The sequence below is a fragment of the Pseudomonas californiensis genome, from assembly GCF_021147775.1.
Lineage (GTDB): Bacteria > Pseudomonadota > Gammaproteobacteria > Pseudomonadales > Pseudomonadaceae > Aquipseudomonas > Aquipseudomonas californiensis.
This window is the reverse complement of sequence record NZ_JAGTPK010000011.1, coordinates 1-13,809: the sequence shown is the minus strand read 5'-3', so window position 1 is coordinate 13,809 and position 13,809 is coordinate 1. Positions and strand designations below refer to the sequence as shown.

Here is a 13,809-nt window from a genome sequence, read left to right as displayed (position 1 = left end):
GCCTCGCATCGGCGCTTTCAGGTTGCTGACCTGAAAGCGCCGATGCAGTCCCTGACGTTACCACTCCATTCTTACACCGAGGTTGCCACTGACCTCGTCCATGTCGTTGTCATCCAGATTTTGTTTGTAGTCAGCGCTCAGGTACAGGCTGATGTCCTGTGACAATCTGCTCACCAGCCCTGCGCCGAGGTTGGCTGTGGTCGCTTTTTGCCGGGTTCTGATCCGTTCTGAATGATCAAATGTCACGGTGTCGTAGCCTTCCATGGTGCGCCAGAGATTGGCTCGCACGAAGGGCTCGACAGGCACTTGTATCGCCCGATAATCACCCTTCAAACGCACGCCGACCCTGCCCGTGGTCGAAGGCTGGCTGTCAAACGCAAGCGTCGAAACGCCATCATTCTGGTCGTCCATGTCAACGCGCTGATGGATCAATTGAACCTGCGGTTCGGCGACCCAGTCGGTGCCGATCGTGAAGGGTCGACCCGCCTCGATCGACAGGCTGAGCACGTGGCCTTCGGTCTCCACACTCATGCCTCGATCAGAACGGCTGCGACCGTCCAGATCGGTGACCATGACCACGGTATCCACATAGTTGCCTTGCTGGCTGACCACTGTCCAATAACCGCCCACGCTATCCCCCTGCATGTTCAGTCGTCCGGTCGGGCTGTTTTCAAAACCGCCTGCAAATCCTTCGACCCGGCCTTTCAAACGGTTATGCGCAACAAAGAAGCCGACTCGCTGTATAGACCCGCGGTCGGTTGGCCAGGCGAACAGGTCATGGCCGATCTGGTAGCCCGCCAGCGAGGCGTCCAGTTTGGGTGACACTGTTCCCAACCACTGCTGCTTGATGTCACTGCCAGACAGGCGTGCCCAGCCTGCAGTTGTGATTCCCGTATTGCGCAACAGACCCTGTTCACCCTGGCGCTCGTGGAACGTGCCCAATGATGAAAGCGCCAGCATGGCGGCGGTTGGCGCGATCACCGAATAGTTGGGGACTTCCTGACGGTATATGGCAATGGGCGCAGCCCCTCGCACTGGATCTGGCAGGGGTGGCGTATCGGGTGCCGGAACGGGCAGGGTGGCTGCCGGTTGCAGGGGCGCTGGAGTCGGAACTGGAACTGGAACCGTCGGGGCTGGACCAGCGGGAGGTGTGGGCGTTGGTAGGGGATCAGGCGTCGGGTCGGGTGCTGGTGCTGGTTCTGGTGGCTTTGGGAGCTCCGGTTCGTTGGGGGATTCAGGCTGCGCGAAAGCCGCGAACGGCGGTGAAAGCACCGACGATCTCAAAAACCAGCTGTTTTCGCTGCCTGCCGTGGCGCCGCCTTTGAACAGATAGTATTGGTAAGCACCAGCCGACAAGGAGTTTTGCAATCTGAAGGCCGCCGGCGTGCTGGTTGCGCCATTACTGGCTTGAACCACTTCAATGCCATTCAGCCGGGTCAGAGCGCCTGTTCCACCCGCATTGTCGACCGTGATCGAGGTCGATCCGGCGATGACGCCTTGCAACACCACCAGCTTGTCGCTCGGTGATGCGTCGTCGCCCAGTACAGATTGCACCAGCAGTTGACCCTTGTCCCCGATGTAGCTGCCCTGAATGGTCAGCGTGTCAGTGGCGTCGCCTGCGCTCAAATCCAGCGTGCCTGAGTTTTTGAGCCTGGCAAGTCCTGACGGATCAAAGGGCCTGATACTGCCTGAGGCAGACGTCAGCGTGCTGGCGGAATCGACATTCATCATGCCGGTGCCACTGATAACGTCGCCCAGGGTCAGGTTGCCATTCAAGTCCATTCGCGAGCCGTCAAGCAGGTTGAGTGTCTCCCAGTTCGTGTATCGCGTTGGGCTTGTGGAGTGGGTAGCGTCGAGGGTCAGGGCATCGTTGCCGGGCCCGCCGTCGAGAAGCGGGTTGGCGTTCAAATAGTATTCGTTGAGGTTGTAGAGGTGCGCTGTGTCATCGCCTTCGGCCATCAAAATACTCGAACGTACATACCCACCACTGGACCAGTCGAAGCTGTCATTGCCGAAGCTGGTGCGTATCCCGCCGCGAATCTCGCCAGCGCTGATTGATACCCGATCGTTACCTCCGCTGACGCTGACGGCGCCGCCAATGCTGCCGCCGGTGACAGTGATCGTGTCCCGGCCGAAGCCGGCCACCAGATTGTTGATGATGGTTCCGCCAGACAATTCGAACACATTGTTATCCAGCTTCATGTCCACTCGGCCAATGGTTCCGCCGGTCATCTTTGCCTGATCACCGTCTTCGAACGCGTTCAGGATCGTGCCACCGGTCATGAGGAAAGTGTCCTGGCCGTCACCCTGCGTCAGCGAGCTGAGCATGCCGCCGCGCATGACGAAGTCGTCAGGTTCGAAACCCTGATTGACGTTGCCGGTGATCGTGCCAGCGCTGATCGTGAACGCGTCGGAGCCTGACCCCAGATTGAAATCGCCGACCATGCTGCCTGAGTTCATCTCAATCCTGTCGTTGCCAGCGCCGAACACAACATTGCCAATGATGGAACCTGTTCCGGCTGTGGGAAAGACCAGCGTGTTGTTGCCGTCAAGGTTTGTCAGAGGACCGCTGTTCCCGCTGTCACAGATCTGAACACCCCCCGTGGCAATGGGCACGAGGTTGCAGGCGCCGTCGGCATGCGGATATGCAATCACCAGCAGGGCGACGGGCAAGGCTTTGCCGCTGAAGCTCAGAGGAAGGTGGCGGAGTCTCATGAATGGCTCTCCCTGATACGCGGTCAGGGAGGCAACCAAAGGTTTGCTACGTGCCCGACTGCCACGCAAGTAACGTCGCGTGAGTTCTGGCGACGACCGCTGTGCGGCCTGTTACAGGCCCGTGTGATCAAGTCAAGAGGCGAACAGGATAAACGTCAAGAAAATGACCGACAGCCGGCAGTTTTTCAGTAACGCCGTGTAACTTATGGAATTAGCGGAGAAACTGTTATTCTTCTCGACCATGCAATGCAATGGTTCAAGCCTGTTGGCGGGCTCGACGAGCCAGCCAGAGTGTCAATCCCAATGCGCAGACCGACAGCACTGACGCGTAGAAGAATATCCAGTCATAACCCTGTCCCAGCGCGATGGCGCCCATGACGGGCCCGGCAATCGCCAGAGCCAGGTCGAAGAACACGGCATACGCACTCAAGCCTGCGCCCCGGCTAGGGGTGGGGACGTTCTTGATGGCTTCGACGCCCAGTGCCGGATACACCAGCGACAACCCAAGCCCGGTCAGACCAGCCCCGGCCAGCGCAACACTCGTGTCAGGCGCCAGCCACAGCATGATCAGGCCACAGGTTTCCACGGCCATGCAGAGGATCGCCGCATTGAAGCCTCCCAGTCGGTTGATTGCCCCGATGAACAGCAGGCGGGCAAGGATGAAGCACACCCCGAACATGGTCAGGCAGTACGCAGCGCCTTCCCAGCCTCGGCTGAAATAGAACAACGTAATGAACGTGGTCAGGGTGCCGTAACCAATGGACGACAGTGTCAGGCCCAGCCCATAAGGCGCGATTCTGCCAAACACTGACCAGTAGGGCAGTCGCTCGCCGACGATGATTGGCACCGAAGGCTTGTTACGGATCAACACCAGCGACAGGCCCGCCATCACCATCAGAGCGATCCCGAGACTGTTGAACCCGACGGCTGCGATCACTACCACGCCCAGCGGTGCTCCAATGGCAATCGCACCATAGGAGGCAATACCGTTCCATGAGATGGAGCGCGCTGTGTGTTCAGCGCCGACCTTGCCGATGCACCAACTGATCGTACCCACGCCAATCAACCCTTGGGACAAGCCGAGAAACAAGCGTGCCAGGATCAGTATCGACAGGCTGGCTACCGGAAAGGGCTCCAGCAACGTCGCAACCAGCGTCATGGCCCCGCTGACAAATGCCCCACAGGCCGAAAATAATCGAACGCTTGCTGCCCAGTGTGTCAGTCGCTCGTCCGGCAAATGGCCGACTGATCAGGGTCGCCAGATACTGCGACGCAATCGCCAATCCCGCAATCAGCGGGCTGAAACCCAACTGATCGTGGACATAGCCCGGCAGCACAGCAATCGGCAAGCCGATGCACAGGAAGGCGACGAACGTGTAGAAAACGATGGAAACGATTTGCAGCGTGATCGTCATCGAACTCGGCTGCGCGGCAGGTTGCTGAGGTGAGGCGGCGGGCATTGGACTCTTCGCTGGCAGGCGGTGGGAGTGCCCCATCATGGCTTGCACCGGGATTTAATGAAAGCACGCTAACGTTTTTTGATCACTTTTAACCGGCAACCCGGCCAAGCATTCTCGGAGACAGTTGCCGTCTCTGTTCGATAGTCATAGGATGACTGATCACAACACAATAACAAAAAAGGTCTTCCATGAGAAAATACCTGTTGCTGGCCGCTGCGGTCGGTTGTTCTACCGGTTTGCCTGTCCACGCGTCGACCTTCGCCTACATCTCCAGCCCTGGTGATGGGATGATTTCCCAGTACCAATTGGATGATAAAAGCGGCGCACTGAGCCTGGTCGAGCAGACCAAGGCGGGTGATCAAGTCAACCCGATGGCGATTTCTCCTGATGGCAAAGCGCTGTTCGCCGCTTTGCGTGTCAAACCGTTTCAGGTTGTCAGCTACAGCATCGAGCCGGTGACCGGGCACTTGAAGCCTCTGTCCCAGGCACCGTTGGCCGAGAGCCTGGCTTACCTGTCCACTGATCGCAGCGGACGTTTCCTGTTCGGCGCGTCTTATGGCGGCGATCTCCTCAGCGTGCAGCCCATCGATGCACAGCATCGGCCCAGCGACAGCATCGAGATCTACAAGACCGGCATGCATGCCCATTCCGTGCGCACCGACCCGAGCAATCGCTTTGTTTACGCTGGCAACCTCGGGGTTGATCGTGTCCTGCAATATCGTCTTGAACCCAAGGACGGCAAGCTGGTACCTATCGGTGAGGGCTTCGTCAGTGTCCCGCAAAACACCGGCCCGCGACACCTCGCGTTCTCGCCAGACGGCCATTACGTCTACGTCGTAGGCGAAATGAGCGGCACCGTGACCGCTTTCTCCATTAATGAAAAAACCGGTGCGTTGAAGCAGGTGAGTCAGGCCAACGGGATTCCGGAGCGCTTGAAGCTGGCCCAAGGTCAGGTGCGTGACGCCCGTAATAATGATCTGAAAGATGATCCGACGCCACGAATCTGGGCAGCGGACGTGCGCATCTCACCCGACGGCAAATGGCTGTTCATGAGCGAGCGCACCACCAGCAGCGTGTCGGTGTTCAAGACCGATCCTGCAAATGGCAAGCTGACCTTTGTTGAAAATTACCCGGTTCAGGAAAAGCAGCCGCGCAATATCGCGGTGGCGCCAAACGGCCGCTGGTTGCTGGTCACCGGGGAAAAAAGCGAGAAGGTCGGCAGTTACGCCATTGGAGCGAACGGATCGCTGCAGCGGGTTGGTGAGGCTCCGTCCGGTAAAGGTGCGCTCTGGATCGAGATGCTGACGCAGCCCGGTCAGTAACTCAGGGCGTACAAACAGAAAACCCCGTCACGAAGACGGGGTTTTCTGCACTGCCAGCAGGGCTTAGATCGATACGCCCTGACTGCGCAGGTAATCGTCGTAAGTACCGCTGAAGTCGATCACGCCGCTTGGGCTGAGCTCGATGATGCGTGTTGCCAGCGAGGATACGAACTCACGGTCGTGGCTGACAAAGACCAGTGTGCCCGGGTAGTTTTCCAACGCCAGGTTCAGCGCTTCGATGGATTCCATGTCCAAGTGGTTGGTCGGTTCATCCATTACCAGTACGTTGGGCTTTTGCAGAATCAGCTTGCCGAACAGCATGCGGCCTTGCTCACCACCGGAAATCACCTTCACCGACTTGAGGATATCGTCGTTGGAGAACAGCATGCGGCCCAGTGTGCCACGAACCAGTTGCTCTCCACCTTGAGTCCACTGGCCCATCCAGTCGAACAGCGTGCTGTCGTCTTCGAAATCGTGAGCGTGGTCCTGAGCGTAGTAGCCGATTTCCGCTGATTCGGTCCACTTCACTGTACCGGCATCCGGTTGCAGTTCGTCGACCAGCGTACGGAGCAGGGTGGTCTTGCCGATACCGTTCGGGCCGATGATCGCAACGCGCTCGCCGGCTTCTACGGTGAAACTGAAGTCCTTGAACAGCGGGACGCCATCGAAGCCCTTGGCCATATGCTCGACAATAACAGCCTGGCGGTGCAGCTTTTTGGTCTGCTCGAAACGAATGAACGGGCTGACGCGGCTTGAAGGCTTGACTTCGGCCAGCTGGATCTTGTCGATCTGCTTGGCGCGGGACGTTGCCTGCTTGGCTTTCGAGGCGTTGGCCGAAAAACGGCTGACGAAAGACTGCAGCTCGGAAATCTGCGCTTTCTTCTTGGCGTTGTCCGACAGCAACTGCTCGCGGGACTGGGTCGCTACGGTCATGTACTCATCGTAGTTGCCCGGGAACAGGCGCAACTCGCCGTAATCCAGGTCAGCCATGTGCGTGCACACGCTGTTCAGGAAGTGACGGTCGTGAGAGATGATGATCATGAGGCTGTTACGCTGGGTCAGGATGTTTTCCAGCCAGCGAATGGTGTTGATGTCCAGGTGGTTGGTCGGCTCGTCGAGCAACAACACTTCAGGATCGGAAAACAGTGCCTGCGCCAGCAGAACGCGCAGCTTCCAGCCCGGCGACACTTCGCTCATCGGCCCGTTGTGCTGCTCGATGCCGATACCCAGGCCCAGCAGCAACTCACCGGCACGAGACTCGGCCGTGTAGCCGTCCATTTCCGCGAACTCGGTTTCCAGCTCGGCGACGGCCATGCCGTCGTCTTCGCTCATTTCCGGCAGCGAATAGATGCGGTCGCGCTCTGCCTTGACCTTCCATAGCTCTTCATGGCCCATGATCACAGTGTCGAGCACCGTGAACTCTTCGTAGGCGAACTGATCCTGGCGCAGCTTACCCAGACGCACGTTCGGCTCCAGCATCACCTGACCACCCGAAGGCTCGAGATCGCCGCCGAGGATTTTCATGAACGTGGATTTACCGCAGCCGTTCGCGCCGATCAGGCCGTAACGGTTACCGGCACCAAACTTGACCGAGACATTCTCGAACAAGGGTTTGGCGCCGAACTGCATCGTGATGTTAGCTGTGGAGATCAATTACCTTACCTTCAATAACTTGGGATGAGCTTATTTGGGCTGGGACCCATGTGGGACCAGTCTGGGGCTTTCCAGCCAGCAATGGCTGAGCTTGAGCTGATCCAGCGGGCAGACGTCGTCAGCAACGTCAGACTGTCATGGCTGCGTTGCCGGGATATGAATGTGAGAATTCATGCCAGACATTGGCGCGCATTGTCGCATAGCTGAGGCCGCAGTGACATGGTGGGTGACGGAGGATGTTGAGGGCGGTCAGTGCCGGCACCCACTGTTTGTGCAGGTCTGAGGTCTGTTTCACGTAATCGGCGTTCCTGGATGGCGGGAAAATAAACGGGGTTTCAAGCACTCGGCCCTTGCCATTTTTCCGACGCTCCGCGTATTCCCGGGCGAACTTGAGCGCGGCGAGAGCTCTGCTGTTCAGCAGCACTACTCGGTCGCTGCCCGTTTTTCCGTCCGCTCCACCACCTTCCTCAGCGCAATGCCACTACACCCGAGGAGGATACTGAGGGCGAACTTGGCACCAACAAGAAGTTGGATGCAGAGGTGCTAACCATTGACTTTGAGCGCAAGTCGTTCAGGTAGCACGTAAGCAGGTTGCCATGACAACAACAGAGAAGGCAGCGCGCGATGCTGACCTGGCAGTTCAAGTTGCTGCTGCTCAGGCTGCTACCATGGCAGAGTTCGAACGGGCAGTGCAGGGCAAGCTCAATGATGCAGCAATCGCAGCCCGCTACGACAGCATCGCCACGGCCGTGAGCTATGCAGAGGAACCAGCGGTACCGAAGTTCTAGAAGGATGGCATCGCTTTCCGTGTTTGGCGCTCACTGGTCTGTGCCTACGTCTATGAGCAGTTAGCTCTGGTGTGGCGGGTAAGCGAGAGCAGCCAACAGTGGCCGAGTTCATTAGGGAGCTCCCGAAGCTGGAACTCCCCGCGTAACGACTATAAATTCCAGCCACACCCACGGCCGCCGATGTGCGGTTTTTTTGCGCCTGCTTGGTCCGCGGCTTCACCTTAGTACTGTTTTTTGCGAACCTTAATATCGCCTTTCTGGTACTGCTGGTAGCCCGTGTATGGCAGAACGATGGTATCGGCGATTCCAGAGACGATCAGGTCCAGGCCGATCGTTGGTGCGCTCCAGTGGGACCCGGATCTTTGAGGGCTGTTCAAGTTACAGAACTGATAAGACGCTCCGCTGTAGGCTCGAGGAATCGTATTGCAGTTCGATTGCCAGCGCGCCAGGTCGTCCGCAGCGCCAGGTGCATCACTCAGTGTTTTAACAGTGCCGCAGCCCGACAGCAACGCAACGGCACAGCCTGTGATCAATAACCTCATGGAAATATCTCCTTGTTGTTTAACGAATTTTAACCTGCATTTGGATAACCCGACGAGCAGCGGTTTTTTACCCGAGGAGAAAAGTATGACGACACCGGTCGGCAAATTTGATGTGCGGCCGGACATTCGCTACATCAGCCGCTGGGAAGTGGAGAGGCGGCAGTCCATGATCTTCAACGATCCGGTGCATAGCCTGATCATGGTCCCTGAAGGATTCATCAGCGGCTTGGCGTCGACTCGTATTTTTCGGGAAATCTGCCGGTGGTGTGCTGTGTCGGCGCTGACTGGATAGTCGTTGTCATCGGCAAGACGCCGAGCTTTGAGCGCGGGTTGAGTCAAGTGAGTCCTAGAAAGCGAAAACAGTGAGTAGGGCGCATCTCAAAAAAACGGATCCTAAATCGCCAAGTCATCCGATCTTAGATTTCAATACGCCATTATTTACTTTAACGTGTGGCAGATTGACTCCACTATAAAAACGTTTCGGGGATCACATGGACGTACGCTATTGGGAAGGAGGTCTCCTTTCTTTTGAGATCGATGCTATCGACAAGATAGCTAAAGCATTTGGGCCCAAAGAGCTTCCTTCGGAACTGGGATCAGGCTCCACGAAAGGGAAGTCGTTTGACGTCCTGAAACAATTGAAGAAACCTGAGGCAGGCCATGGCGTATGGCCTTGGCGCGGCTACGCAGGCTTTCGTTTTGCGAACTCGCGGGGCTCAGATGGGGAGTTCGATCTTGTTATTGTCACCCATAGCCTCATTCTTGTTGTCGAGCTTAAGCACTGGCGCGGCGAGATCACCAACCACGGCGGTAAATGGCACCAAGACGGGAAGGAAACAGAAGTCTCGCCGGTAGACAAAACCCGTCGGAAAACCTTTGAGCTGAGGAAACGAATCAAGGGCCTAAAGTCTCGGCTGCCTAATGGGAAAGAGCCCTGGATCGACTTCTGCATTGTGCTCACAGGTAAGTGCACCCTGAATCTTCCTGACGTCGAAATGCAGCATGTCATGCTGCTGGACGACTTTCTGGAAATGGCTGACCCTAAGCGGTTTAAAGACCGATTCAACGCGCGCTCGAATATCGGCTTGAACGAGCATTTCGGCTTCTTCGATGGCATCATCAATGAAGGTACGGTCAAGCCCAAAGAGCTTGTTGTCGATGACTACCGTGCGCAGTCTCAAGCAGTGTTCACACACCCCACAGAAGTCTACCGAGAGTACGACGCGGTCAATATCCATAACAAGGATGACCGTGCGATGGTCCGGCTCTGGGACTTTTCGAAGCTAGATGACACCCGTGCTCGAACGGCTGAAGGACGGTACCGAATCCTGTCGCGCGAGAGGGATGTCATGGTCTACCTCCGTCTGCGCGATCAGGAATTGATGAATCGCTGTGCTCGCCCTAAGCGTAATGCCAGCCCCGATAGTGTCACCGAGCAATATGCCGAATTGCTTGAAATGCCGGACGGGCATTACCGCCTAAACGAGTTCATCAACCGCTTTGTGGAGCGGATGACTGCGCTTGAGCGCGTCCAGCTTTTCAAAATCCTACTGGCCCAATTTGCCGGGCTACATGGATTCAACATTGCTCACCGTGATCTGGGTGACCACAGCGTGTGGTTCTCTCCATCGTCATCGATCGCTCTTTCCAATTTCATCAGTGCCTATTACCGGCCTGTAGGTACTCTCGGCGATTTGCGTACCCTGCTGAGCATCGGCGCTATCGCGCTTCCTGAAGACCAAGACAATGCGATGGAAGGCAGTACGCCATTTTGTCGTGATGTCTTCGCGCTCGGGCTGATGGGTTGGCATCTGCTTCAGGCCCGGCCAATGCCTCTGAAGCTTGATGTCGCCTACGTTGCAAGTATTCAAGCTCAGGTTAAGTCATCAGAAGAGTGGCCTGCAAACGTCCTCGTGCAAGCATTGCAGAATGATCCAAAGGAGCGGTTCGATCATGCCGGTGCATTTCAGCAGGCATTGAGCGAGTCTACACCGGACAACTCTGCCAGTTTTGAATTTGATAACCGGAGGCTGGACGTTTTCTCTACCGATCTACGGTTGAGTTCCGCTTACCGGGAAGACGATGACCCTATCGCCGACACAGCAGAGAAATTGATTTATCGATCCGGCGCCCTGGTCGTGAAATCGTGGCCGTCGATCAATGCCCGGGATCCCAAGGACGGCCAAGGACCGATGTTGATGGCTTTCTTTGAGGTCCTGGAACAGCTGAAAGGCAGCGGTTTCGCCTTTCTGCCAAAAATTGAACACTTTGGGTACGATCGCAGCGGTAACCCATTCCTGGCTCAGGAGCATATCGAGGGTGAGCACTGGGATGAGCTGAAGGAGTTGTCGGTTGAGACCCGTATCGTCGTCGCCCATGGGCTAATCGAGGCAATCGACGGGTTGCATGGCCAGCAATTGAGCCACGGCGATCTGCATCCACACAACGTCAAAGTCAATGTCGGTTCGGCTCCCGAAAATACCCAGATCTACCTGCTCGACTGTCCGGATTTCTCGGCTTCAGGCGCGTCACCGGTCAACACCCGCTACAGTCCCGTATTGGAAAACTGCACCCCAGCAGAACGAGACAATTTTGCTGTGATGAGAATGGTGTTTGAGCTCCTGGACATGGACTGGGATGTGCCGTCGCAAAAGGACATTCCCGCCCTGAGGGCGGCCGTCGCGCACGAGATGGATACTGAATCCGGCTTTCTTTCCTTGGAGCGTTTCAAGGATGCTCTGGAAGCTGCTTTCACGCCTGCAAAAACCATTGAAACCATCTCTGTCGTCCTAAGAAACAGAAGTGGCGATTCATTTGAGATCCTACCTGACAACGGGAAAGTATTTGTTGTCGTTAAACCCGACCAAAGAGCCCCCACCAAAGCCTTGGAGGTGACGTTCGCGGGTGTCGGCGGGCAGTTACTGACCGAGTTCAATCCTGATTCCAAGCAGTTTGTAAATGCGTTCAAGGCCCATCAGGAGATGCGGGTTCCCGCCTATCTGGCGCGTCAGGCAAACCACCACATAGAGGCGCGGTTCAGCATTTCGGGCGGTACCAGCGTGAATGTCTATGAGCTGACCAAGCTTCTGGCCAAAGACGAGGCGTTTTTAAATCTCGCCGCGCAGGTGCATGACGCTGAAGTGCGTAAGCAAGCGGCGATTGAGGACGGTGAAAGCGTTGCGGACTCGATTACCTGTGAGGACGAGGACAACGGACTGGCCATAGATGAGGCGCAGCTAGAAACTGTGAAAGTGCGCAGTTTCCCTGTCAGTCAGATATGGAAAACCATCACCTCCACTGAGCTTGAGGCCCAGCCTTCTTTCCGTGTTTCCGAAGAACCACACTTCCACAAGGACGGCGTAGGACTTTTGATTCCCTACGCCATGGATGCGAAGGCCCTTGAGGGTTTTGAAGCGGGAGACAACATCCGACTGATCCTCAGGGACGGGGAGAAGGATATAGATATCGGTGAGATCAACCTGGGCATGAGCATGCGTGATGCAGTCTACGTCCTTGCCTCCAGTCGTTCGAAACGCGTACAGGCTGACTCCCAATTGTTCCTACAAAGCCAGCAGAACAAGACATCAATGACACGTCGTCGTGGTGCGATGGAGCGGATTCTGAACCGGCAGTCAGTGTTGCCAGATTTGATGGATTACTTCGACGAGAAATGCAAACTGGCACCAAGGGGGTATGCTGAAGAGCCTACCGATGCGGACTTTGCAGTGTACGAACGCACCACTGCTAGTGGCACGGTCATCGGACTGAATGAGGCCCAGCGCGCCGCATTTACGCAGCTTATCACCACAGGCCCAGTGGGTCTTTTGCAGGGACCTCCGGGTACAGGTAAGACGGAGTTCATTGCGGCCTTCATCCATTATCTGATAAGCAAGGTCGGGGTGCGAAATATCCTCCTTGTCAGCCAGTCTCATGAAGCTGTGAATACTGCAGCAGAACGGATCCGCGCGCACTGCCGTCGACTGGACACCGATCTGAACGTTGTGCGCTTTAGTAACCGTGACCAGGTTGTCTCTGAGGAGCTACTGGACGTTTATTCTCGCAATATCGTCGACCGCCAGAGAAATGGGTTTAGCGCTGAACTTAAGGAACGCGTGGGTTCCATGGCGTCGTCGCTGGGTTTGGGCAAAGCTTTTGTCCAGACGATGGTGGATGTGAATCAGCGAGTGTTCAACTTGGTTCGGTCGTTGAAAAAGCTGGACGAGGAAATTCAGCATGCACAAGGAAACGGAGCAGATCAAAAGGCGTTGCAAGCGCTGAAGTCCTCTCTGGTGGGCGAGCTGAATCTGAATGCCAGCTTGTTTCTTGGCGAGCTGGTTGAGGGCGAAAGCACACCCCAAGAATTGCTGGAGCGCATCTATGACCATGTCCAAACCGTTCATGGAGTACGGCCTCCGGAATTTAAACACTGCCTTGACCTGATCCAACTTTCTCAGGAGTACGTTGAGCGTCTGTCGAGCAACAGGGCCAATTATGATGAGTTTCTGATGCGGTCTAGGACATTGGTTTGCGGCACCTGCGTGGGTATTGGGCTACAACATCTCAAGCTTGCGGAAACCCACTTCGACTGGGTCATCATCGACGAAGCTGCTCGATCGGCGCCGAGTGAATTGGCGATCGCCATGCAGGTGGGCTCTCGGGTTCTATTGGTCGGCGACCACAACCAACTGCGCCCTACGTATGAGGAAGAACATAAGGCAGCTATTGGCCGTTCCCTGGGCGTTACCAGCGGGTCAGCCGAATTCCAGCAGGTCATGCGCAGCGACTTCGAGCGAGTCTTCCAATCCCCATATGGGCGTGCCACCCGGGCGACGCTCAATACCCAGTATCGAATGCTCCCAGCCATTGGCGATCTGGTTAACGAGATTTTCTATGACATCGACCTTGAGAACGGCTATCGACCCAGCCCTGCCTATTTTTCGCAAAAAGTGCCTGAGTGTCTGTCCCATGTGGTCACTTGGGTCGACACCAGCGAGTTAGGCAAAAAAGCCTATGACAGCGGCACTCTGAGCTTGTCCAACAATGTTGAAGCGGATGCGATCATCCGGCTGCTGGAAGAAATCGCAGAGGACACTGAATTTTGCGCGGGCATGGCCAAGGAGATGGCAGAGTCGCAAGAGCCTCCGATCGGCGTCATCTGTATGTATCTCGACCAGAGAAAACTGGTGAGAAAGAGGTTTGCCGAGAAAAACTGGTCGGAGGAGTTCCGCAAGCTAGGGTCTGTTCCCGTTTCACATTGGCAGCCACAGAAAAGCGCAGGCCATTGCTATGACGCTTTCATAGTTTCTCTTGAGTTTGTCGAATCGAGAAG

7 protein-coding genes and 3 pseudogenes are annotated in these 13,809 nt (G+C 56.3%); 4 read left to right on the top strand and 6 right to left on the bottom strand.

The genetic code is table 11. The annotated features are described in order from the left end of the window. Positions 1–57 precede the first annotated feature (57 nt). Together KDX37_RS12595 and KDX37_RS12590 are read right to left on the bottom strand one after the other, a co-directional pair. Positions 58–2,715: an autotransporter family protein gene (locus tag KDX37_RS12595; RefSeq protein ID WP_231653038.1), complete on the bottom strand. Its 2,658-nt coding sequence runs from the start codon at positions 2,713–2,715 to the stop codon at positions 58–60. 256 nt (positions 2,716–2,971) lie between these two features. Continuing rightward, positions 2,972–4,175 (bottom strand): annotated as a pseudogene (locus KDX37_RS12590) (MFS transporter). A 188-nt stretch (positions 4,176–4,363) separates the two neighbouring features. Here KDX37_RS12590 and KDX37_RS12585 point away from each other — a divergent pair. After that, the gene (locus KDX37_RS12585; RefSeq protein WP_231653037.1) at positions 4,364–5,497 is read left to right on the top strand and encodes a lactonase family protein; all 1,134 of its coding nucleotides are present in this window, start codon (positions 4,364–4,366) and stop codon (positions 5,495–5,497) included. Positions 5,498–5,560: 63 nt separating this feature from the next. On the opposite strand, the gene KDX37_RS12580 is transcribed toward KDX37_RS12585, so the two are convergent. Both KDX37_RS12580 and KDX37_RS12575 read right to left on the bottom strand, forming a co-directional pair. Continuing rightward, a complete protein-coding gene (locus KDX37_RS12580; RefSeq protein ID WP_231653036.1) occupies positions 5,561–7,150 on the bottom strand; it encodes an ABC-F family ATPase in 1,590 nt (529 codons plus the stop codon). A 127-nt stretch (positions 7,151–7,277) separates the two neighbouring features. Further along, positions 7,278–7,574, bottom strand: a complete 297-nt coding sequence (locus KDX37_RS12575) for a hypothetical protein (protein ID WP_231653035.1) — start codon at positions 7,572–7,574, stop codon at positions 7,278–7,280. A gap of 172 nt (positions 7,575–7,746) precedes the next feature. Here KDX37_RS12575 and KDX37_RS12570 point away from each other — a divergent pair, with 172 nt between their 5' ends. Then, a complete protein-coding gene (locus KDX37_RS12570) occupies positions 7,747–7,938 on the top strand; it encodes a hypothetical protein (protein ID WP_231653034.1) in 192 nt (63 codons plus the stop codon). Between the two features lie 221 nt (positions 7,939–8,159). On the opposite strand, the gene KDX37_RS12565 is transcribed toward KDX37_RS12570, so the two are convergent. Further along, complete coding sequence (locus tag KDX37_RS12565) at positions 8,160–8,480, bottom strand: YceK/YidQ family lipoprotein (protein ID WP_231653033.1); 321 nt, start codon at positions 8,478–8,480, stop codon at positions 8,160–8,162. An 85-nt stretch (positions 8,481–8,565) separates the two neighbouring features. Here KDX37_RS12565 and KDX37_RS12560 point away from each other — a divergent pair, with 85 nt between their 5' ends. Together KDX37_RS12560 and KDX37_RS12555 are read left to right on the top strand one after the other, a co-directional pair. Next, entirely contained in the window at positions 8,566–8,772 is a 207-nt protein-coding gene (locus KDX37_RS12560; RefSeq protein WP_231653032.1) for a hypothetical protein, read from the top strand. Positions 8,773–8,971: 199 nt separating this feature from the next. Further along, positions 8,972–13,642, top strand: a pseudogene (locus tag KDX37_RS12555) (AAA domain-containing protein); the annotation flags it as partial. Between the two features lie 87 nt (positions 13,643–13,729). Here KDX37_RS12555 and KDX37_RS12550 read toward each other — a convergent pair. Next, positions 13,730–13,809 (bottom strand): annotated as a pseudogene (locus tag KDX37_RS12550) (IS5/IS1182 family transposase); the annotation flags it as partial.

What these genes read in the sequence shown, in the direction of transcription:
- KDX37_RS12595 (WP_231653038.1), bottom strand. Translation starts at nt 2,715, where the DNA reads ATGAGACTCCGCCACCTTCCTCTGAGCTTCAGCGGCAAAGCCTTGCCC.
- KDX37_RS12585 (WP_231653037.1), top strand. Translation starts at nt 4,364, where the DNA reads ATGAGAAAATACCTGTTGCTGGCCGCTGCGGTCGGTTGTTCTACCGGT.
- KDX37_RS12570 (WP_231653034.1), top strand. Translation starts at nt 7,747, where the DNA reads ATGACAACAACAGAGAAGGCAGCGCGCGATGCTGACCTGGCAGTTCAA.
- KDX37_RS12565 (WP_231653033.1), bottom strand. Translation starts at nt 8,480, where the DNA reads ATGAGGTTATTGATCACAGGCTGTGCCGTTGCGTTGCTGTCGGGCTGC.
- KDX37_RS12560 (WP_231653032.1), top strand. Translation starts at nt 8,566, where the DNA reads ATGACGACACCGGTCGGCAAATTTGATGTGCGGCCGGACATTCGCTAC.